Origin of the sequence: Dermacoccus sp. NHGro5 (genome assembly GCF_017565385.1) — a bacterium.
In the GTDB taxonomy this organism is placed as follows: Bacteria; Actinomycetota; Actinomycetes; order Actinomycetales; family Dermatophilaceae; genus Dermacoccus; species Dermacoccus nishinomiyaensis.
Genome location: NZ_JAGEKQ010000032.1, coordinates 16,961 through 37,793 on the forward strand (window position 1 = coordinate 16,961; position 20,833 = coordinate 37,793).

The 20,833-nt window shown below is 70.6% G+C and carries 17 protein-coding genes; 8 read left to right on the plus strand and 9 right to left on the minus strand.

Going from position 1 to position 20,833, the window contains the following annotated elements:
• Positions 1-67: 67 nt before the first annotated feature.
• Positions 68-439, minus strand: coding sequence for an NADH-quinone oxidoreductase subunit A (gene ndhC / locus J4Z35_RS12030; protein WP_006946140.1), 372 nt, complete (start codon positions 437-439; stop codon positions 68-70).
• A gap of 282 nt (positions 440-721) precedes the next feature.
• On the opposite strand from ndhC, the gene recC reads away from it, so the two are divergent.
• The 5 genes from recC to J4Z35_RS12055 all read left to right on the plus strand — a co-directional run bounded on the left by recC (position 722) and on the right by J4Z35_RS12055 (position 10,652).
• Positions 722-4,159 (plus strand): exodeoxyribonuclease V subunit gamma, encoded by a 3,438-nt coding sequence (recC, locus tag J4Z35_RS12035; RefSeq protein ID WP_208065601.1) that lies wholly within the window; start codon positions 722-724, stop codon positions 4,157-4,159.
• Positions 4,156-7,539 carry a UvrD-helicase domain-containing protein gene (locus tag J4Z35_RS12040; RefSeq protein WP_208065602.1) on the plus strand — a complete coding sequence of 1,128 codons (3,384 nt, stop codon included), beginning with the start codon at positions 4,156-4,158 and terminating at the stop codon, positions 7,537-7,539. The genes recC and J4Z35_RS12040 overlap by 4 nt, the downstream gene beginning before the upstream one ends.
• Positions 7,536-9,404 (plus strand): exodeoxyribonuclease V subunit alpha, encoded by a 1,869-nt coding sequence (gene recD / locus J4Z35_RS12045; protein ID WP_208065603.1) that lies wholly within the window; start codon positions 7,536-7,538, stop codon positions 9,402-9,404. The genes J4Z35_RS12040 and recD overlap by 4 nt, the downstream gene beginning before the upstream one ends.
• A 69-nt stretch (positions 9,405-9,473) precedes the next feature.
• Positions 9,474-10,391, plus strand: coding sequence for an EamA family transporter RarD (gene rarD, locus J4Z35_RS12050; protein WP_208065604.1), 918 nt, complete (start codon positions 9,474-9,476; stop codon positions 10,389-10,391).
• Positions 10,392-10,442: 51 nt separating this feature from the next.
• Positions 10,443-10,652 (plus strand): hypothetical protein, encoded by a 210-nt coding sequence (locus J4Z35_RS12055; RefSeq protein WP_208065605.1) that lies wholly within the window; start codon positions 10,443-10,445, stop codon positions 10,650-10,652.
• 528 nt (positions 10,653-11,180) lie between these two features.
• Here J4Z35_RS12055 and J4Z35_RS12060 read toward each other — a convergent pair.
• The 6 genes from J4Z35_RS12060 to J4Z35_RS12085 form a co-directional block, all read right to left on the minus strand.
• Complete coding sequence (locus J4Z35_RS12060) at positions 11,181-12,482, minus strand: D-arabinono-1,4-lactone oxidase (protein ID WP_208065606.1); 1,302 nt, start codon at positions 12,480-12,482, stop codon at positions 11,181-11,183.
• Positions 12,475-13,626: an alanine racemase gene (locus J4Z35_RS12065; protein ID WP_208065607.1), complete on the minus strand. Its 1,152-nt coding sequence runs from the start codon at positions 13,624-13,626 to the stop codon at positions 12,475-12,477. The genes J4Z35_RS12060 and J4Z35_RS12065 overlap by 8 nt, the downstream gene beginning before the upstream one ends.
• Positions 13,623-14,219, minus strand: a complete 597-nt coding sequence (locus J4Z35_RS12070; protein WP_062258326.1) for a TetR/AcrR family transcriptional regulator — start codon at positions 14,217-14,219, stop codon at positions 13,623-13,625. Before J4Z35_RS12070 ends, J4Z35_RS12065 begins: the two co-directional genes overlap by 4 nt.
• 148 nt (positions 14,220-14,367) lie before the next feature.
• Positions 14,368-15,396 carry a polyprenyl synthetase family protein gene (locus tag J4Z35_RS12075; protein WP_208065608.1) on the minus strand — a complete coding sequence of 343 codons (1,029 nt, stop codon included), beginning with the start codon at positions 15,394-15,396 and terminating at the stop codon, positions 14,368-14,370.
• A gap of 22 nt (positions 15,397-15,418) precedes the next feature.
• Positions 15,419-16,741: a geranylgeranyl reductase family protein gene (locus J4Z35_RS12080; RefSeq protein WP_208065609.1), complete on the minus strand. Its 1,323-nt coding sequence runs from the start codon at positions 16,739-16,741 to the stop codon at positions 15,419-15,421.
• Positions 16,738-17,499: a demethylmenaquinone methyltransferase gene (locus tag J4Z35_RS12085; protein ID WP_050786552.1), complete on the minus strand. Its 762-nt coding sequence runs from the start codon at positions 17,497-17,499 to the stop codon at positions 16,738-16,740. Before J4Z35_RS12085 ends, J4Z35_RS12080 begins: the two co-directional genes overlap by 4 nt.
• Before the next feature lie 138 nt (positions 17,500-17,637).
• On the opposite strand from J4Z35_RS12085, the gene J4Z35_RS12090 reads away from it, so the two are divergent.
• From J4Z35_RS12090 to J4Z35_RS12100, 3 genes are all read left to right on the plus strand, one after another.
• Entirely contained in the window at positions 17,638-18,924 is a 1,287-nt protein-coding gene (locus J4Z35_RS12090) for an isochorismate synthase (protein WP_136788547.1), read from the plus strand.
• A 186-nt stretch (positions 18,925-19,110) separates the two neighbouring features.
• Positions 19,111-19,572, plus strand: coding sequence for a flavodoxin (locus J4Z35_RS12095; protein ID WP_165584159.1), 462 nt, complete (start codon positions 19,111-19,113; stop codon positions 19,570-19,572).
• A gap of 478 nt (positions 19,573-20,050) precedes the next feature.
• Positions 20,051-20,326, plus strand: coding sequence for a hypothetical protein (locus J4Z35_RS12100; protein WP_165584158.1), 276 nt, complete (start codon positions 20,051-20,053; stop codon positions 20,324-20,326).
• Positions 20,327-20,348: 22 nt separating this feature from the next.
• Here the strand turns inward: J4Z35_RS12100 and J4Z35_RS12105 are convergent, their stop codons facing one another.
• Positions 20,349-20,522, minus strand: coding sequence for a hypothetical protein (locus J4Z35_RS12105; protein WP_165584157.1), 174 nt, complete (start codon positions 20,520-20,522; stop codon positions 20,349-20,351).
• Between the two features lie 78 nt (positions 20,523-20,600).
• A complete protein-coding gene (locus J4Z35_RS12110) occupies positions 20,601-20,783 on the minus strand; it encodes a hypothetical protein (protein WP_165584156.1) in 183 nt (60 codons plus the stop codon).
• Between the last annotated feature and the right edge of the window lie 50 nt (positions 20,784-20,833).

Sequence of the window (20,833 nt, forward strand, 5' to 3'; positions counted from 1 at the left end):
GCCCCGCCGTGGGGGAGGTCGCGTCGGCGGCGGGCGTGCGGGAATCGTCGGTCATCGTCGGGTCACCTCACAGCCAGGCCAGCAGGCCCCGGCGCGCGGCATGCGCGAGGCCGACGAGCAGGACGAGGATGAAGATGCCCATCTCGAACAGTGAAGCGACGCCGAGACCGCTCGTGCGCAGGACGAGCGCCCACGGGAACAGGTAGACGGCGTCGACGGCGAACACCACGTAGAGAAACGCGAACGCGACGTACCGGAAACCGGACTGCTGCCAGTTGCCGGCGATGGGGTCGACGCCCGACTCGTACGTCGTCAGCTTCGTCGGGCTGGGCACGCGCGGTGCGAGGACACGACGGACCACCATGGCAGCGACGAAGAGCGCGACGCCCCCGAGGGTGACGCCGAGCACGACGAGGTAGCCCAGCAGACCGGAATTCACCGGCCCAGCCTATCGGGGCGCGCCACCTGCGCCCGCGAGGCTGGCGCGTGTGTCTCGCCTGTGGGCGTTCTGCGGTGACGCCGGGCATCGTGCGGCTGCCCTCTCACAGATGGAGTGGGGAGCCTGTCTGCCCCTGCTACCGACGGGGGTTCGTCGAGGCTGAAGGCCCACACCCGCAGCCGTGGCGTTCATAGGCTCCTGCCGGCAGGTGCGATGTCGCCGATGGGACGCAAGAACCCCGGAATCCCGCGGTTGTCGGAGGCAGCGTCTACTGTCTGTGACGTGGCACTCATCCTGCATCGGGAAGCTTCCCCGACCGCGCTCGCCGAGCAGCTCGGCTCGCTCCTCGCGAGCGATCCGCTCGACGTGTTCGACCGTGAACTCGTCATCGCGCCCTCCCCCGGCGTCGAGCGCTGGCTGAGTCAACGTCTCGCGCACGAGCTCGGCGCGAACATCGGCGACGACGGGGTGTGCGCCGGGCTGAGCGTCCACACGCCGTACTCGTTCATGTCGTTCGCCCTCGAGCGCGAGTTCGACGACCCGTGGCACCCCGACCGGCTCGCCTGGCTCGTCCTCGAAGCCGTCGACGCGGCCGTGCAGCGCCCCGGGTTCGAGACGCTCGCCCACCACCTCGGGGCCGATGCGCTGCCCGGCGGCGCGTCGAAGAACGACGCGTGGTTCCACCGTGCCCGCCAGTCTCGTCGGTATGCGGTCGCGCGGCGCCTCGCGGGGCTGTTCGCGCGCTACAGCGACGAGCGACCCGCGCTCGTTCGTGCCTGGGAGAGCGGTGCCGGCGGCGACGTCGCGCCCGACCTCGCGTGGCAGCCCCGGTTGTGGCGTGACGTGCTCGACGTGGCGCGCGCGCACGGCATCGACGAGTCGCCCGTCGCGCGGCTCGACCGCGTGTGCACCGGCCTGCGCGACGGCACGCTGACGCTGTCCCTGCCGCGGCGCGTCAACTTCTTCGGCTACACGCGGGTGTCGACGGCGACACTCGACCTGCTCGAAGCGCTCGCCGCACGTCACGAGACGCACCTGTGGCTGCCGCACCCGAGCGGCGCCCTCTGGCAGCGGTTGCGCCAGCTCGATTCCGGCGGCCTCCGGCGCCGCGACGACGACAGCGCGCGCGCCGCGGAGCACCCGCTGCTCGCCACGCTCGGGCGTGACGTCCGCGAACTCGAACTGACGCTGCTGCGACGCGACGTCGAGGACGCGAGCGCACCGGCGGCCGCCCCGTTCGGTCAGGGGCCTGCCGGTGAGGGGTCCTCGCGCGGGGCTGCTGCCGGCACGCGCCTCGAGCAGCTGCAGGCCGACATCCGCGCCAACCGCGCCCCGAGCGCCGTGTCGACCATCGACGACACGACCACCTTCCAGGTTCACGCCTGTCACGGCCCGGCCCGCCAGGTCGACGCACTGCGCGAGACGCTGCTGTGGCTGCTCGACGAGTCCGAGGGCAGTCTGCAGCCGCGCGACATCGTCGTCATGTGCCCCGACGTCGAGACTTACGCGCCGCTCATCAAGGCGGCGTTCGCCTCCGTCGACGACGACGGCGCGCACCATCCCGGTCGGCGTCTGCGCGTGCAGCTCGCCGACCGCGGCCTCGCCGCCACCAACCCCCTCGCCGAGGTGGCCCTGCGACTGCTCGGCCTCGCCGGCGGGCGCGCCACCGCATCCGAGGTGCTCGACTTCGCGCACCTGCCCGCCGTGCGCGAGAAATTCGGTTTCGACACGGACGCCCTCGACCGCATCAGCCGGTGGGTGCGCACGAGCGGAGCACGTTGGGGTTACGACGCCGAGCACCGCCGCGAGTACGGCCTCCTCGAGATGCCGGCCAACACGTGGACGCTGGCTCTCGACCGGCTCGCACTCGGCGTCGCGATGAGCGCCGACACCGAAGCTCCGGCGGGCGCCCTGCTGCCGATCGACGACCTGGGCACCTCCGACATCGAGACGGCGAGCGCCTTCGTCACCCTCATGACGGAGGTGACGGCGGCCGCCAAGGCCGTGCGCGGCACGAGCTCATCGGGCGTCGACCTTCCCCGGGGCAGTTTCACGCCGCCGGAATGGTTCGACTGGTTGCGGCGCCACGTGGGCGCCGTCGCTGCGCCGTCACGCGACGAGGCGTGGCAGCTCGGAGCGTTCGAGCGCGAGTTGGCGTTCCTCGCCGAAGGCAGCACCCGCACCGGGCTGCGCCTCACCGACATGCGCGTCATGCTCGAGCAGCGCTGGGGCCCGCGCCCGTCGCGCAGCAACTTCCGCAACGGCGCCGTCAGCGTGTGCACGCTGACGCCGATGCGTTCGGTGCCGCACCAGGCCGTCATCCTGCTCGGCCTCGACGACGAGAGCTTCCCCCGCTCCTTCGTCGCCGACGGTGACGACGCGCTCGCTCGCGACCCTCATCTCGGCGAGCGCGACCCGCGCAGTGAGGACAGGCAACTGCTCCTCGATGCCGTCATGGCGTCGCGCAAGCACCTCATCGCGTTCTACTCGGGCTTCGACGAGCGTGACGGCACTCGCCGCCCGCCCGCCGTCCCGCTGCAGGAGCTCATCGCCGCGGCCGCCGCGACCGGCGCGCCGACCCCCGAGGACGCCGAGCGTCACCCCTTCGAGTTCGTCCACCCGCTGCAACCGTTCGACGAACGCAACTTCACGTTCAGCTCACCCCTGCCAGGTGGCTCGTACGACGCGGCCGCGCTCGCCGGCGCGCGTTCGTTGCGGCAGGCGCGTGAGAGCGGACGCGACGTCGCCGACGAGACCTCGCTGCCGCCGCTGCTCACCGGCCTGCTGCCGGCCCGCGAACCCCGTGACGTCACCCTCGACGAGCTCGTGAGGTTCATCGAGAACCCGGCCCGCACGTTCCTGTCCGACCGGCTGCAGACGGGCGTCACGTACGAGGCCGACGAGACCGAGGATGCGCTACCGATCGACCTCGACCCGCTCGAACAGTGGGCCGTCGGCGATCGCCTCCTGCGTCGCACCCTCAGCGGGGTGCCGCTGGAGCAGGCGAGCGCCGAGGAGAGCCACAGTGGCGCGTTGCCACCGAGCCCGCTGCCGTCGAAGATCGGCGACATCACGCGCAAGGTCGGCGCCATCCTTCAGGGCCTGCCGCCGGGTGAGCGACGCAGTATCGACGTGTCGATCCCCCTCACGCTCAACGGACCGAGCGGGCCGACCTCCGTCCGGCTGACGGGTGTCGTCCCGCACGTCATCGGCGACGAGTTCCAGATCGTCAACTACAGCTCCGTCAGTGCTCGGCACCTCGCGCGGGCCTGGGTGAGCGTCCTCGCGGCCGCCGCCTCGCGTCCTGGGCAGGAGTGGAGCGCCGCCGTGCGCGGCAAGTACGGCGAGTGCCGCCTCACCGCACCCGATGACCCGCTCAGTGCGCTCACCGACCTCGCGTCCCTGCGCCTCGACGGTCTGCGCGCGCCCCTGCCGGTGCCGGCGAAGACGTCGCTCGCGTTCATCGAGGGCTACCGCGCCGGACGACGCTCGCGCAACGCCACCGAAGAACTCGCCCTCAACGTCGGGGCGAGCAAGGCCCGCCCGGTCTGGGAAGGCACCTTCGATCGCGAGGGAGAACGCGACGACCCCTGGTGGCAGCGCGTTTACGCGCCACAGGTGCCCTCACTCGACCGGCTCAATGCCGGCAACGTGTTCATCGACCGGAGCAAACGGCTGTGGATGCCGCTGCTCGACCAGAAGGGACCGATCGGGCGATGACCGAGACCCCAGCACCCGTCGCCACGAACCCGCTCGGGGCACCCGCGCCGCCGCCGTCCGTGCAGTTCGACGTCACGGCGCCCATCCAGCACGGCACGACCCTCATCGAGGCGAGCGCCGGAACGGGCAAGACCTGGACGCTGAGCGCCCTCGTGACCCGTCTCGTGGCCGAGGAGGGGCTGCCGCTCGAGGAACTGCTCGTCGTGACTTTCTCCCGCGCCGCCAGCCAAGAACTGCGCGAACGCGTGCGCGAACAACTCGAACGCGTGCTCACGCGGCTGCGTCAGGCGCCCCACGACGACGACGGCGTCCTCGTCGCAGCCCTGCGCAGCGACGACCCAGGCGTGCTCGCCGAGCGCTGCGACCGCCTCGCCCGGGCGCTCGCGTCGTTCGACTCGGCGCTCATCGCGACGATCCACCAGTTCTGCCACGACGTGCTCAAGGGCCTCGGCGTCGCCGGCGATTCCGACTCGTTCGCGACGCTCGTCGAGGACACGACCGGCCTGCGCGACGAGGTCATCGACGACCTTTACGTCGCCCGCCGCGCGCAGGATCCGTCGTTCGACCTCTCGCACGAGCGGGCACGATTCATCGGCCACTGCGTATTGACGAACACCGGCGCCGCCCTCGACGCGCCCGCCGACGACAGCCAACGCGCCGTCATCGACTTCGCTGAGGCGCTGCGCAACGAGTACGCGCGCCGCAAGCGCCGCGCGGGCATCCTCGAGTACGACGACCTGCTCGTCGACCTGCGCACCGCACTGCGTGCAACCCCGTCGATCGCCCGCGAACGGATGCGGGCGCGGTGGAGTGTCGTGCTCGTCGACGAGTTCCAGGACACCGACCCCGTGCAATGGGAGGTCTTCCAGACGGCGTTCTCGGAGGCGGGCCGCTCCCTCATCCTCGTCGGCGACCCCAAGCAGGCGATCTACGGTTTCCGCGGCGGCGACGTCCACACCTACCTGCGGGCGTCGCAGACCGCCGAGCACCGTTCGACGCTGCCGACGAACTACCGCAGCGACGGCCCGCTCGTCGACGCCCTCGGCCGCCTCATGGGCAACGTGACGCTCTCGCCCGGCATCGTCGCGCACCCCGTCACCGCCGACCGCGAGACGTCCCGCCTCGTCGGCGACGCCGCGCCGATCGAGATGCGCTGGGTCAACGGTGACCCGCTGCCCGCAGCTGGCGCGCGCAGCGCCGTCGCGCACGACCTCGCGGTACGCGCCAGCGAACTGCTGGCGAGCGGGACGACGTTCGCCGACGCGCCGCTCGCGCCGCACCACATGGCGGTCCTCGCGCGCACCCACGCACAGCTGCTCCAGGTCCGCGAGCAGCTGCGTGCCGCCGGCATCCCCGCCGTCATGATGAGTGGCGACTCCGTACTGCGCAGCAGCGCCGGGGCCTGGTGGCTCGAGCTCCTGCTCGCCCTCGAACAACCCCATCGCGCGCAGCGCGTGCGAGCGGCGTGCCTGACGCCCCTCATCGGCTGGGACGTCGCCCGCATCGACGCACTCGAGACGGCCGACGCCGACGAATCCGCCGAACTCGTCCACGCGCTCGCGGCGCAGTTCGACGAGGGCGGCATCCCCGCTGTCATGGATGCGCTGCGAGCGCACGGCATGCTCGAACGCCTCCTCGCCCGCGTCGGCGGCGAACGCGACGTCACCGACATCGAGCACTGCGCGCAGTTGCTGACGGAGCGTCAGCTCGCGACCGGTGGCGGCATCGCGGCGCTCGTCGCGTGGGTGCAGGAGCAGAGCGCCGCGGATGCCAAGGTCACCGCCGACGCGCGCCTCATGCGTCTCGACTCCGACGCGCAGGCCGTGACACTGTCGACCATCCACGCGAGCAAGGGGCTGCAGTACCCCGTCGTCTTCGCGCCGACGCTGTGGAACCGATGGGACAAGGACCGCTCGGTTCCCGACATCGTCTACACCGAGGCGGGCCGTGTCGTCTCGTTCGATCCGGGCGTCATCAACGCGTCGCGATCGCACGAGGAGGCCTCCGGCGAGGAGATGCGCCTCGCGTACGTGGCGATGACGCGCGCGCAGAGCAAGGTGGTGTTGTGGTGGGCACCGACGGCACGCAGTACCTCGAAGAGCGCTCTGCACCGGCTGCTGTTCGGTCAGGCCGCCGACCCCGCGTCGCTGGGAGAACTGTTGACGCGCCGCACGAGCGACAAGGGCAGCGAGGTCATCACCACGACCGAGCAGAACGGCCTGCCGCGCGGTGACAAGCGGTTCGAGATCCTCCAGACCTGGGCTGAACACCGGGCCTTCACCCTCACCGAGGTCGTGCCCGGCGCCAAGCCGACGCCCGTTCACGTCGCCGTCTCGAGCGACGAGATGAACCTCTCACGGTTCGACCCACGCCTCGTCGACACGTCCTGGCGACGCACGTCGTACTCCGCGCTGTCGGCCGCCGGCGAGCGCGCCGACGAGCTGGCGGGCGTCGTCAGCGAGCCCGACGCCGTCGGCGCCCAGCTCGACCCGGACGTCGACCTCGCGCTGCCGCAGGCACCGTCGGCGCTCGATGTCCCGGGGGCTGACGCTCTCTCCCCCATGCACGACCAGCCGCTCGGCGCGACGTTCGGCTCGCTCGTGCACGGTGTGCTCGAGGAGGCCGACTTCCAGGCCGACGACCTCGACGCCGAGCTGCGCCGGCACATCGTCGAACAACAGCTGCGCTGGCCGGCGGACGTCGACGTCGACGCCCTCGTCGAAGCGCTGCGCGGGGTGCTCGCCACCCCGTTCGGGCCCCTGGCCGACGACGTGTGCCTGCGTCGGATCGCAACGAGCGACCGCATCGCCGAGATGGACTTCGAGATCCCCCTCGGTGGCGGTGACACCCCCCACGCCCGGGCGACCCTGCGTGCGTTCGCCGACGTCCTGCGCCGTCACCTGCCGGAAGACGACCCGCTGCGTCCCTACGCCGATCATCTCGAGGCCTCCCTGCTCGGCGAGGAGACGCTGCGCGGGTACCTGACCGGCTCGATCGACCTGACGTTCCGTCACAGCGGGCGCTATTTCGTCGTCGACTACAAGACGAACCGCCTGGGTGATCCGGATGCCCCGCTCACGTTGTCTGCTTACGGCCCCGAGGCCCTCGCCGCGGCGATGAATCACTCGTCGTATCCGCTGCAGGCGATTCTGTACGCCGTCGTCCTGCACCGCTACCTGCGCTGGCGCCTGCCCGGCTACGACCCCGAGACCCACCTCGGCGGCGTCATGTATCTCTACCTGCGTGGCATGGCGGGGGCTGACACGCCGCGAGGCGACGACGACACCCCCTTCGGCGTCTTCACGTGGCGCCCACCGGCAGCGCTCGTCGTCGCGCTGTCCGCCATCATCGACGGTCGCGAGCGAGGGAGTCAGCGATGACCGACCACCATGTCGAGACTGCGCCTGAATCGGCGGTTGTCGCGCCCGACGCGGGTCGCGCAGACGGACGCCACCCGCTCGACGTCCTCGCCGAGCACGAGTTCGTCAGCCGCGGCGACGAACTCGTGGCCCGTCGCATCGCCCGCGCCGTGGGTGAACCCGACGGGTGGCCGCTCGCGCTGCTTGCTCTCGCCGTACGCGCGGCTCGAGAAGGATCGAGCGCGCTCGACCTCACAGGCGTCGCCACGACGGGCGCCGAGGTCGCGCGTGACCAGGAGGACGAGGTCGACCTCGCGGTGACGACGCTCGCCGAGGTGATTGCCGTGCCCGGCCCTGCGGCCCTCGCCGATCTCGTGCGTGCCAGTGCCCTCGCGCACCAAGGCGTCGTGCACGTGCGCGGCGACGGCGCGGACGCCGCAGATCCGCCGCTGCTCATCATGGATCGTCACGACCGCGACGAGAACCTCATCGCCGACCTCATCGCACAGCGGCAATCACTGCTGGCTCCCCTCACCACGCAGTCGCAGGCCGATGCCGACGCGGCCATCGCCGGCATCGCGCTCGACGACGCGCAGCGCGGAGCGGTGCACTCGGTCCTGACGCGATCGCTGACCGTCCTCACCGGTGGCCCGGGCATGGGCAAGACCTACACGCTCGCTGCGATCATCCGCGCCGCCCACGCGGGGCTCGGAGCCGACCTACGCCTTGCGCTCGCGGCTCCCACCGGCAAGGCGGCGGCGCGCATGACGGAGTCGTTGCGCGAGAACGGCGTCGGCCCCGACGCGGCCCCCGACGCCATCACCCTGCATCGCTTGCTCGGGTGGGATCGCACGAACTCGCAGCGCTTCGTGCACGACGCGAGCAACCCCCTGCCCCACGACCTCGTCGTCGTCGACGAGGCGTCGATGCTGTCGCTCGCGATGACGGCGCGCCTGCTCGAAGCGCTCAAGCCGACGGCGCGCCTGCTCCTCGTCGGCGACCCCGATCAGCTCGCATCCGTCGAGGCCGGTTCGGTGCTGAGCGACCTCGTCTCCGGGCTCGACGACGCGCAGATCGTGCGCCTCACGACGCATCACCGGCTCAGCGAATCCCGCCGCGATCTCGCGCTGGCCTTCGCGGCGCCGACGCCGGACGAACAGGTCGGGGGCGTCGCCGCGGTGCTGCGCGGTGGGCGCGGCGACGTCGAACACCTCAGCGAGGACGACGTCGACCTGGCCGCGCTGCCGCACGTCGCGGAATCGGCGTGGCAGCTTCGTCAGGCGGCCGCCGCCGGGGATCGTGCCGCAGCACTGGACGCCCTGCGTCACCACCGTCTCCTGTGCGCGCACCGCACCGGACCGTACGGTGTCGCCCGCTGGAACCGCCTCGTCGAGGCCTCGCTCGCCGATCGGGGCGTCGACATCGTGGCGGGCCGCATGTACGTCGGCCGGCCCGTCATCGTGACGAAGAACGACCCGAGCCTCGGGCTGTTCAACGGTGACACGGGCGTCGTCATCGACGCGGGCGGGCACCTCGTCGTCCTCGTCGACCGCGGGCAGAAGGCGGGCGAGGAGACGAAGAAACGCACCGAGTTCTCACCGTGGCGCCTGGCCGACGTCGAGACGATGCACGCGATGACGGTGCACAAGGCGCAGGGCAGCCAGGCCGAGCACGTCACGGTCATCGTGCCGCCGGTCAGTTCGCGGCTGCTGACGCGCGAGATGCTCTACACCGCGCTGACCCGCGCGAGTGCGCACCTCACCGTCGTCGGCACGGACGACGCCATCGAGCACGCGGTGCGCACCCCGGTGCGCCGAGCGTCAGGGCTGGCGCGGCGCCTGCGTGAGACGAACATCCAGCGCGAGACGAAAACCGAGAATGGATAGATTTCTGATGCACTGACCGGTGTCACCTGCCCCGCCGGGATCACCCGGCCCGACGACCGATGGAGAAGCGTGGCTGACGAGCAGCGCCAAGGCACGATCTACGGCTTCCTCGCCTACCTGGCGTGGGGTCTGTTTCCGCTGTACTTCCATGCCCTCGAACCGGCGGGCGCGTGGGAGATCCTCAGCCATCGCATCCTGTGGACGCTGCTGCTGTGTCTCGTCCTGCTGGCGATCACCCGCAAACTGGGCTTCCTGGGCGGGTTGTTCAGGGACGCGCGCAGGCTCGGCGCCATCACGATCGCGGCGCTCCTCATCGCCGCGAACTGGACGATCTACGTCGTCGCCGTGACGAGCGGCCACGTCACCGAGGCCGCGCTCGGGTACTTCCTCAACCCTCTCGTGACGGTGATGCTCGGCGTCCTCGTGCTTGGTGAGAAGCTGCGGCGTCTGCAGTGGCTCGCCGTCGCGATCGGTGTCGTCGCGTGCGTCTACCTCGCGATCGACTACGGCAGCCCGCCGTGGATCTCCATCTCCCTCGCGCTGTCGTTCGCCGCATACGGCCTCATGAAGAAGCGCATCGGCGGCCACCTCAGCGCCCTCGAAGGGCTGACAGCGGAGACCGTCGTCCTCGCGCCGTTGGCCGCCGCGCTGCTGCTGTTCGTGCTGCCGTCGAAGGATCTGACGTGGAGCGGGCACGGCGTCTCGCACAGCGTTCTGCTCGCCTTTAGCGGCGTCGCGACGGCCATCCCGCTGCTGCTGTTCGCCGCCGCTGCCCGTCGCATCCCGCTGACGACGATCGGGCTGCTGCAGTTCATGACGCCGATCATGCAGTTGCTGTGCGGCGTGCTCGTACTCGGCGAGCACATCAGTGCCGGACGCTGGGTCGGCTTCGGCCTCGTGTGGCTCGCCCTCGTCGCCCTGACGCTCGACTCGCTGCAGCACGCCACCCGCAGCCGCCGCGCCCGACGCGTCGCAGCCGCCGCCTGAACACGCAGCCACTCGGATCATGGCGCCGACGCGCGCCGGGTCAGCGAGGTCATGCCACGTCAACCGCACGACGATGAAGCCAAGACGCTCAAGACGCAGGTGACGCAGCTTCTCGGCCTGCAGGGCGCGCGGGCTGTCGCACTTGCCGAGCCCGTCGAACTCGATGAGGACACGAGTACTGCAACCCGGAAATCAGCCCGGGCGAAGACGCCGCCCGTCTCGTCGCGAATCGGGTGTTGCGGCTCCAAGGCGATCCCGTAGGTGTGGCACAACCAGCGCAGCCGGCTCTCCCCCGGCGACTCGACCCGGGCGTCCGCGAGATCGACGACGACGCGCGCCATGCTCACCCCCCTTGCGACGGTCATAGAGGGCAAGCACGTCTGGCAGTGCCGTGAGCGTGGCGGCAACACGGCGTCGCGCCAATTCGCGGCGCCACACCGCCGGATTCTCGGACGTCGGCGGCGTCACGATGTGATAGCTGCCGTTGCCGAGCGATTCGAGCCAACCGTCACGGACCCAGCGTCGGACGTGGTCATGCGTCAGCCCATGGGTGGCGAGTTCACTCACGTGCAGATGATGGGGTCCGTGCTGCATTCGCTGCCGCAGCAGCTCGGGTGGCGGATTCACTCTCACACTGTCGCCCATCGAGGGCACGGCGTGCTGGGCGAACGACGTCGCCCTGTGGACAACCAACCACGATCGAGCGAATCGGTGGGATCAAGCACTGCAGCGCTCGATCCCACCGATTTCGCTCGTGTTCGGCCCGGCTCGGCCCCGTGCGCCCAGCCGTCAGGCCCCGAGCACCTGTTCCAGATACGGGTTGGCGAACACCCGCTGCGGGTCGAGACGATCGCGCAGGGCGACGAAGTCGTCGAAACGCGGGTAGACCGAGCGCAGGTAGTCGGCGTCGTAGTCGTGCATCTTGCCCCAGTGAGGGCGCGCGCCGAGTTCGCGGGCGACGTCCCAGAAGTGCGCGAAGTAGGCGCGGTGGTCGGCCTTCACGTATTGGTGGATGGCGATGTAGCAGCTGTCACGCTCGTTGGCCGTCGACATCCAGCGATCGTCACCGGCAGCCCAGCGCACCTCGACGGGGAACGCGACGGGTTCGGCGGTGCGCTCCACCCACCGCTGCATCTCCCGCAGGATCGGCTCTGCGGCCTCGAGCGGCACGGCCATCTCCGATTCGCGGAACCGAACCGTTCGCGGTGAGGCGTACACGGCGTGCGAGCGATCCGAGAACTCGCGCGCGGACAGCGTCGAGGCGGAGATGTCGTTGAGGCGCGGCACGAGCGACGGCCGTCGCACCGCGAGCTCGTTGAGCCACCCGAAGACGGTGTTCGACAGGAACTGATCCTCGAGTCGTCCCTTCCAGCGCGGCAGCGGATTCACCGCCGCGTCACCGCCCCTGCGGACGTTGCGTTTCGTCATCACCTTGTCGGTGTGCGGAAACCAGTAGAACTCGTAGTGGTCGATCTCGGCGAGCGTCGCGTCGAGGCCGGCGAACTCCGCCGTCATCGTCGACGGGCCCTCCGTCGCGGCCAGCGTGAACGCCGGCACGCACTGCATCTCGACCTCGGTGATCACCCCGAGCGCCCCGAGCGTGACGGCGAGGGCCGGCACGAGGTCGGCGTTCTCCCCGCCGTCGCTCCAGCGCAGAACCTCGCCGGTGCCCGTCACCATCTCGCCGCCGACGACGGCGCCGCCGAACCCGGTCCAGCCGAGCCCTGTGCCGTGCGTCGACGTTGAGACCGCCCCCGCGATCGTCTGACGGTCGATGTCGCCCATGTTGGGCAGCGGGAGCCCGTGTTCGGCGAGCCGCTCGACGAGGTCGTACAGGTGCGTCCCCGCCTTGATGCGCACTCGGTTCGTCGCCTCGTCGACGACGATGCCGCTCAGCGCATCGAGACGCACCTGGACGTCGACGGGCTCGGCGATCGCCGTGAACGAGTGCCCTGCACCGACCGGTTTGACACGCCCGCCCGACGCCGCGGCGCGCCGCACGAGCGCAACCACCTCGTCGCGTGATCGCGGCGTGACGACCTCGCGCGGCGTCGCCGTCACGTTGCCGGCCCAGTTGCTCCACTCAGCCAAAGTTCTGCCCTTCTCCCCGATAGGTCGCGCCCTCGTCGACGAGGGCGCCGTTCTCGACGACGAGGATCGAGTCGAACCGCTCGCACATCTCCCCCGCCTTGGAGTGGCGGAACCACACGTGGTCGCCGATGCTCAACCCGCGCGCGGACGCTCCGTGCAGCGGCGACTGCACCTCCCCCGCGCCCAGCTGGCCGTAGTACTTGAGCCCGCGCGGATGCACGGGCACCGGCACCCGCGAGCGTGACGGCGGCCCGGAGCCGATGTAGCCGCCCGAATACGTGACGGCGGTCTGCGGGTCGGGTTTGCGCACGACGGGTGAGACGAACCAGCAGGCCGGTTCGGTGCGCAGCGCGCGGTAGCCGTCGAACAGACGCGGCGCGAACAGACCGGAGCCGACGGCGATGTCGCCGAGCACGCCGTCACGCCCGCTGATGTGCGCCGATCCCGTGCCGCCTCCGTTGATGATCTCGAGGTCGGAGTACGCCCGCAGGGCGTCGACGACGGCCCGTCGGCGGCCCTCGATCTCGCGCATCGACGCCCACTTCATGAGGCGGTGACCGGGCGTCGAATCGGGCACGCCCGCGATCTGTGCCTCGTAGAACATGCAGCCGACGAGTTCGACGCCCGGCGTCCGCTCGATGCACTGCGCGAGGCTGACGGCGTCCTCGGGCGTACGCACGTCGGACCGGTGCGCGCCGGCGGTGAACGGACCGACCTTGAACGTCATGTCGACGTCGATGGCCACGCGCAGCACGACCCCCGCCTGCGTGGCGCCGCGCGCGATCATCGCGACGTGCTCGGGCGAGTCGACCATGAGCGTGACGGTGGCGCGTGCGTCCTCGTCGTCGGCGATGGCGCGCATCGCGACGACGTCGGCGCTCGGGTAGGCGACGAGCACATCACGTAGCCCGTGAGACACGAGCCACCGCGCCTCGGCGACCGAATAGGCGAGCAGACCGCTGCAGCCGTCGTGGCGCAGCGCCTCCTCGATGAGCGAGCGCACGCGGATCGACTTCGTCGCGATGCGCAGCGGCACGGGGGCCGCGACGTCGCGTAGCGCCGTCAGGTTGCGCGTGAACGCTGCGCGGTCGAGGACGGCCGTCGGCGCCCCGATCGGCCCCAACGGCGTGTCGAAGACGCTCACGCGGACACTCGGTCGGCGAACAGGCCGGCGAAGGCGTCGAGGACGGCGAGCGCCTTGTCGTCATCACCGTCGGCGAGCCAGGCGAGGGCGACGCCGTCCGTCATGGCGATGACCATGCGCTGGACGACCTCGGTCGGGATGCCGAGGTCGTTCGACCAGCGTGTCTGGAAGGTCTCGACGAAGTCGTGGACGATCGCGTAGTTCGTGGCGAAGATGCGGCGCGCGAGTTCGGGGCCCGAGTCTTCCTGACGCACGAGGTAGGCGACGAGTTCGTAGACGAGTCGCTGCCGGTCCGCCTGCGCACCACTGATCGACCAGTAGTAGCGGAACGCGGCGCGGATGGCGTCGACGGGCGAGACGTCGTCCGGCAACGGCAGTGACGCCGCCTCGATGTCGCGAGTCGCGATCGACTCGACCATGGCTTCGAGCAGCGCCTTCTTGCTGTCGAAGCAGTAGTGGACGGTGCCGAGCGAGACGCCCGCCTCCGTCGCGATACGGCGGACGGTCGTGTTGTCCAGGCCGTCCCGCAGGGCGATCGCGACGGCCGCCTGGATGAGTTGCGCGCGTCGCGTTTCGATGTCTAGCCGAGGCATAACTGCGACTCTAACGCCCCCTCAACTGGACATGTGTCTGGCACCACATTCGACACCCAGATGGTCACCTGCTGAACACCCGGCGTTCACGCCTCGGGACGGAACGCGGTGTCAGCACGTGGTCTCAACGTCCCCGCACCGGCGTCCGTCACGCCGAACGCGTCGCGACGCTCAGCGGAACCTCCTTGAGCGCGTCCTGCACCTCGCCCTCGCCGAGTTCGTCGATGAGAGCGGCGGCTTCGCGCGCTGTCGTCAGCGTGTGCGCGCGGGCCTGCTCCATGGCGGGGTGCGCGCGCAGCAGCTCGAGGGCCTCGGCGTGCTCGGCGTCGTCCGTCAGTGGCCTCGCGAGCAGTGCCTTCAGGCGCGCGTCGGCGGGGTCGCTCGAGGCGTTGACATAGAACGTCGGCAGCGTCGCGACGCCCTCACGCAGGTCGGTGCCCGGGGTCTTGCCCGAAGTCTCGGCCTCGCTCGCGATGTCGAGGATGTCGTCGCTCAGCTGGAAGACGAGCCCGACGAGCTCGCCGTAGCGGCCCAGCACCTCGACGGTGCGCTCGTCGCAGCCGGAGAACATCGCCCCGTACTGCGCGGCGGCGGCGATGAGGACGCCCGTCTTGTCGGCGAGCACCTTGAGGTAGTACTCCATCGGGTCGGCGCCGTCGGGTGCCTGACGCTCGTCCTCGATCTGGCCGGCGCACAGGCGCACGAACGTCCGGGCCTGCAGGATGACGGCCTCCGGGCCGAGGTGGGCGATGAGTTCGGATGCCTTGCCGAAGAGCAGGTCGCCGATGAGGATGGCCGTCGAGTTGCCGTACACCGCGTTGGCGCTCGGCACACCGCGGCGGATGTCGGCCTCGTCCATGACGTCGTCGTGGTACAGCGAGGCGAGGTGCGTCAGCTCGACGCCGGCCGCCGCGTCGACGACCTCGTCGCTGATGCCGGTGCCGAGCATCGAGGTGAGCAACGTCAGCATCGGGCGGAAACGCTTGCCGCCGGCGTCCACGAGGTGGTGGCTGGCCTCACGCACGAGCGGGCTGTCGTGGTCGACGACGACGTCGAGGCGTGCGTTGACGCGCTCCAACCCGTCGACGAGGCGGTCGCTCAGCTCCGCCGAGGCGTCCGGGACGATCGCGGACGCGACCGACTGGGCGCTCGAGGTGCGCGCGGATTCAGCACTCATGGTTCAACTCTTCCTGGGCCGTTCACGCGTTGGGCGCGAGGCGGGTCAGCACGGTGTACAGGCGATCGGTGGCGCTCTTACCGCCCGGGTCGGCGAGGTTCGCCATCACCTTGACGATGATCTTCATCAGGTCCTCGCGCGGCAAACCGTACGTGACGGCGAGCTTCATGATCTGCGGATTACCGATCATCGTGGCGAAGTGGCGACCGAGCGTGAAGTAGCCGCCGAGGGCCTGCTTCATGACGTCGGGGTAGGTGGCGAGGATGCGTTCCCGGGCGACGTCGCCGCCGTTCTTCGCGGCGCCGAACGCGTCCGCGACGACGCTCGAACCGAGGCGCGCGGCCTCCATCGCGTACGCGATGCCCTCACCGTTGAACGGATTGACCATGCCGCCGGAGTCGCCGACGAGCATGAGGCCGTCGGCGTAGTGCGGGGTGCGGTTGAAGCCCATCGGCAGCGCCGCTCCGCGGATGTCGCCGACCATCGTCGCGTCGCCGAACGTCCACTCGGGCGGCATCGTCGCGACCCAGCGGCGCATGACCTCGCGGTAGTCGGTCTTGCCGAACGCCTTCGAGGTGTTGAGGATGCCGAGGCCGACGTTGCTCGTGCCGTCCCCGACGCCGAAGATCCACCCGTAGCCGGGCAGCAGGATCTTCTCGCCGCGCTCGTTCATCGACGGCAGTTCGAGCCAGCTCTCGAGGTAGTCGTCGTGCGTGCGCGGGCTCGTGTAATAGGCACGGACGGCGACGCCCATCGGCCGGTCCTCGCGCTTCTCGCGGCCGACCGCGAGCGCCAGGCGGCTCGAGTTGCCGTCGCAGGCGACGACGAGCGGGGCACGGTACGTCGCCTTCTCGCCGGTGGCACGCCCGTCCCCGCCGAGCAGCTTCGCCTCGACGCCGGCAACGCGGCCGTTCTCGACGATGGGCGCCGTGACGTTGACGCCCTGCAGCAACCGCGCGCCCTGGGCGACGGCGTGCTGGGCGAGGATGTCGTCGAAGTCCTGGCGCGTGCGCACGAGACCGTAGGCGGGGAAGGCTCCCTCGTCGGGCCAGTCGACCTGCAGACGCATGCCACGCCCGACGAGGCGCAGCCCCTTGTTGCGGATCCACCCCTCGCTCTCGGGCGTTGGGATGCCGAGCGCGTCGATCTCCTTGACGGCGCGCGGCGTCAACCCGTCACCACACACCTTCTCGCGCGGGAAACGGGTCTTCTCGAGCAGCAGGACGTCGAGGCCGGCCTGCGCGAGGTACGCGGCCATCGTCGAACCACCCGGGCCGGCACCGACGACGATGACGTCGGCGCTCTCGGTGGCTGCCTGGGGGCTGGTGCTGACGGCGTCGCTCACGCCGCGCCGCCCTTCTTCTTCGCCTGCTGGTTCTTCGACTGCTGGTTCTTCGGCGCATTCTTCGCCGCGGGCTTGACCGCGCGGTGCAGCGCGACGATGCCGCCGGTGAGGTTGCGCCACTCGACGTCGGCCCAGCCTGCCGTCTTGATCTGCTCGGCGAGCTCACGCTGCGCGGGCCAGCTCTGGATCGACTCGGCGAGGTAGACGTAGCTCTCCGGGTTCGAGCTGACGGCGCGCGCGACGGGCGGCAGCGCCTGCATGAGGTACTCGGTGTAGACGCGGCGGAACGGCCCGTTCGTCGGGTGGCTGAACTCGCAGATCAGCAGGCGCCCGCCGGGCTTCGTCACGCGCGCGAACTCGGCGAGCGCGCCCGTGACGTCGACGACGTTGCGCAGGCCGAAGCTCATCGTGACGGCGTCGAACGAGGCATCGGCGAACGGCAGCTTCGTCGCGTCGGCGGCGGTGAATCCGAGGTCGGCGCGGCGCTTCTTGCCCTCGCGCAGCATGCCGAGGCTGAAGTCGGCGGGCACGACGTGGGCGCCCGCGGCGTCGAAGGGCTCCGACGAGGTTCCCGTGCCTGCGGCGATGTCGAGCACGATCTCGCCCGGCTTGGGGTCGAGCGCCGTCAGCACCTGCTTGCGCCAGCGACGGTCCTGGCCGAGGGAGAGCAGGTCGTTCATGATGTCGTAGCGCGCCGCGACGTCGTCGAACATGCGCGCGACATCGCTGGGTCGCTTGTCCAGGCCAGCACGATTCATGGGGCCATTCTCGCATTCGCGCGCGCGTGCCCTCGCGGCCACCTGAATGAGCAGGCGCGCGGGGCGTCATCACGCGTCGCTGACGGCGGCGCCTCGCGCCACCGAGCCGTCTGCGGCACGGGGTTAGGCTGGTGTCTCGTGAGCCTTTCCCCATCGCCCGCCGACGCCGCGCGCACGCCGCACCTGCGGGTGCGCACCCAGGAGCTCGCCGACCCGGGCGATCTCGTCTCGCTCGTTCCGGCGGGCCGCCCGGCCGAGGACGTCATGTCGTGGGTGCGCCGCGGTGAGGGTCTCGTCGCGTGGGGGCGCGCCGCGTCGATCGCGACGAGCGGTGACGAGCGATTCGCCGACGCCGAGTCGTGGTGGGATGCGCTCGTCGCGGCAGCCGACGTCGAGGACGAGGTCGCCCTGCCCGGCAGTGGACTCGTCGCGTTCGGCTCGTTCAGTTTCCGCAACTCCTCCGACGAGGGTTCGGCGCTCGTCGTGCCCGAGATGGTCGTCGGGCGCCGCGGCGGGCGAGCGTGGCTCACGACGATCAACCGCACGAGCGACCGCCTGCCCGACGTCACGCCGGCGCTGGCACCGACGGGCGTCGAGGCCCGTGACGGCGCGCTGACGCCCGCGCAGTGGCGCAGCGCCGTGAGCGACGCCATCGAGATGATCCGCACGGGGCGCATCGAGAAGGTCGTGCTCGCGCGTGACGAGATCCACGTCGCGGACGCCGACATCGACCCACGCTGGCTGCTGACGCGTCTGGCGGCGCGTTACCGCGACACGTGGGCGTTCGCCGTCGACGGTCTCGTCGGCGCGACGCCGGAGCTGCTCGTACGCTCGGAGAAGGGGCTCGTCACCTCACGCGTCCTCGCCGGGACGATCCGTCGCGCCGGGGCCGGCGCCTCCAGCGAGGAGCAGGATCTGGCGCTCGCCGCGAGCCTCGCGCGCAGTTCGAAGGACCTCGAGGAGCACGAGTACGCCGTCCGCTCCGTCGAGGCGGCGCTGCGGCCGCACTGCTCGTCGATGAACGTGCCCGACGCGCCGTTCGTGCTCAATCTGCCGAACGTGCTGCACCTCGCCACGGACGTCTCCGGCGCGCTCGCCGGGGGTGCGTCGTCGCTGACGCTCGCGGCGTCGCTGCACCCGTCGGCTGCGGTGTGCGGGACGCCGACGAACGAGGCAGCGCTCGTCATCGACGAGCTCGAACACATGGACCGCGGACGCTACGCCGGGCCCGTCGGCTGGATCGACGCCGCCGGCGACGGCGAGTGGGGCATCGCGCTGCGCAGCGGCCAGATCGACATCGAGAACCCCTGCCGCATCAGGCTGTTCGCCGGGTGCGGCATCGTCGCCGGGTCCGATCCGGTGAGCGAGGTCGCCGAATCCGTCGCCAAGCTCTCACCCATGCGCGAGGCGTTGCGCGACGACTGACGCGCGAGGAGGGCAGGTTTGGCGACGTCGCTCCGGTTCTTGTGCGCGTTCGGAGCTGCGATCCCGCCATGCCGACTTTCAGCCCTCACGGTGCGAGATGAGGGCCACAACCCTGCCATGCGGTACTTCAGCTCCGCGCGGGACGGCTGGTTCCACGCTCGGCGGCCGGGCGGTAGCGTCGATCAGATGAAGCGTCTTCTCGTCATCAGCCACGCACCGACCCTGGCCACGGTGTCCCTGCGCGATGCAGTGATCGCGGGGGCGAGCGACCCGGAGTTCTTCGACGGACTCGTCGAGGTCGTCCCGATCGAAGCGCTGGAGGCGACCGACCCGCGGGCCTACCTCGACGCCGATGCGTACTTGTTCGGCACACCGGTCAACTTCGGCTACCTCTCCGGCGCACTCAAGCACAGTTTCGACTCGACGTACGACGCGCTGCAGGGGCACGTCCGCAGGCGCCCGTTCAGCTACTGGGTGCACGGACGCAGCGACGCGACGGGCGCGCGCCGCGCTCTCGACGCCATCACGACGGGCCTCGAACTGCGCCTCGTCGCCGAGCCCTTCGAACGTCTCGGCGACGTGGGTGATGACGACCTCGCCGCTGCCCGCGAGTTCGGAGCCACCGTCGCGGCACACCTGTTGGACTGAGCATCCACCTCGCCGTCTCCGCTGGGCTGGTGAGCTCACACGCGTGACCATGCCGGCGCGGCGCCGGGCCACTCGATCGTGACGCGCGACAACCGGCCACCCGACATCAGGCAGCCCCGATCGCCCCGGAAGTACCCTCGGTGGGCGGTGCAACACATAGGGTGAGGTCGCGCTCATCGTGTGGTGAAGCGGAGCGGTCACACCGATGTCAGCGTTCCGCCCCCGGCAGGGGGAACCGAACCCCGCGCTCACCTGGACGGCCATTGCCGTCGCGTTGCGTACCGCCCTGGCCCTCGTCGCGGCCTTCGGCGGGCCGAAGGACGTGCGCCGCACCGATGGAGGCAACGTCGCCTTCGCGATCGGGGCCTGCGGCGCGTCCGAACCGAAGGCCTTCCCGAGCGGTGTCATCGCCAACACGGATCGGCACACGGCCCGAATCATCGCCATCACGCCGAGCGCTGGATCGTCGCGTGTCGACGTGCGCGATTTCGCCGTCATCGACGCGGGGCCTGCCGAAGGCAGCCTCGATCCCGAGACGCCCATGAGCGTCGGGTTTGCGTCACTTCCCGCCGTCGCGCACCGACAAGAAATCTTGCCCGGGCATCAGGCGGTCATCGAGGTTCGCGTGACCTCGAATGGTCGCCCGTCCCACCTGACCGGCTACGACATCGAAGTGGCGAACGGCCCCGCCACGCACGTGGTGCATGACGAGGCTGACGTGACCTTCACCGGGGCCTGCTCGGCCCCCGCGTGAGGCGTGATTCAGACGACGCGGTTCAGACGGCGTGGTCCGTCGGCGTTCCCGGGTCGTTGCTGACGATGGTGCGCGTGGGGTCACCTTCGTCGATCGAACCAGCCTTGTCGGTCGCGTTCTGAGCCGTCTCTCCGGTCCTGTCGGACGCGCCGCTCAGGCGCGCCTTGAGCTGCTCTATGAAGTCGGACAGTGCCATGCTCGTCATCTCCTCATGTCGTCGTCTCGCGCATCATGCCCGGGCGCCCGCAACCTCGCGGGCGGCCGGGCAGCGCGATCAGTTCTCCTGCAGTTTGTCACCGTCGAGGCCGGAGTGCGGGACGTTGTCCTCGTCCACCGTGTCGGCCTCGCCGCCGGCGTCGGCGGTGTCGATGTTGGAGGCGTCCTGCTCGCTCAGACGCTCACCGTCGTTGTCGCCGTCCTCCGGCATCTCGAACACTGCGTCGGTCGCAACCGTCATGTCGTCTCTCCTTCATCGTGTAGCGCGCCACCATGTGGGCTGCGGCGCCC

What these genes read in the sequence shown, in the direction of transcription:
- J4Z35_RS12040 (WP_208065602.1), top strand. Translation starts at nt 4,156, where the DNA reads ATGACCGAGACCCCAGCACCCGTCGCCACGAACCCGCTCGGGGCACCC.
- recD (WP_208065603.1), top strand. Translation starts at nt 7,536, where the DNA reads ATGACCGACCACCATGTCGAGACTGCGCCTGAATCGGCGGTTGTCGCG.
- J4Z35_RS12055 (WP_208065605.1), top strand. Translation starts at nt 10,443, where the DNA reads ATGCCACGTCAACCGCACGACGATGAAGCCAAGACGCTCAAGACGCAG.
- J4Z35_RS12070 (WP_062258326.1), bottom strand. Translation starts at nt 14,219, where the DNA reads ATGCCTCGGCTAGACATCGAAACGCGACGCGCGCAACTCATCCAGGCG.
- J4Z35_RS12075 (WP_208065608.1), bottom strand. Translation starts at nt 15,396, where the DNA reads ATGAGTGCTGAATCCGCGCGCACCTCGAGCGCCCAGTCGGTCGCGTCC.
- J4Z35_RS12085 (WP_050786552.1), bottom strand. Translation starts at nt 17,499, where the DNA reads ATGAATCGTGCTGGCCTGGACAAGCGACCCAGCGATGTCGCGCGCATG.
- J4Z35_RS12095 (WP_165584159.1), top strand. Translation starts at nt 19,111, where the DNA reads ATGAAGCGTCTTCTCGTCATCAGCCACGCACCGACCCTGGCCACGGTG.
- J4Z35_RS12105 (WP_165584157.1), bottom strand. Translation starts at nt 20,522, where the DNA reads ATGGCACTGTCCGACTTCATAGAGCAGCTCAAGGCGCGCCTGAGCGGC.
- J4Z35_RS12110 (WP_165584156.1), bottom strand. Translation starts at nt 20,783, where the DNA reads ATGACGGTTGCGACCGACGCAGTGTTCGAGATGCCGGAGGACGGCGAC.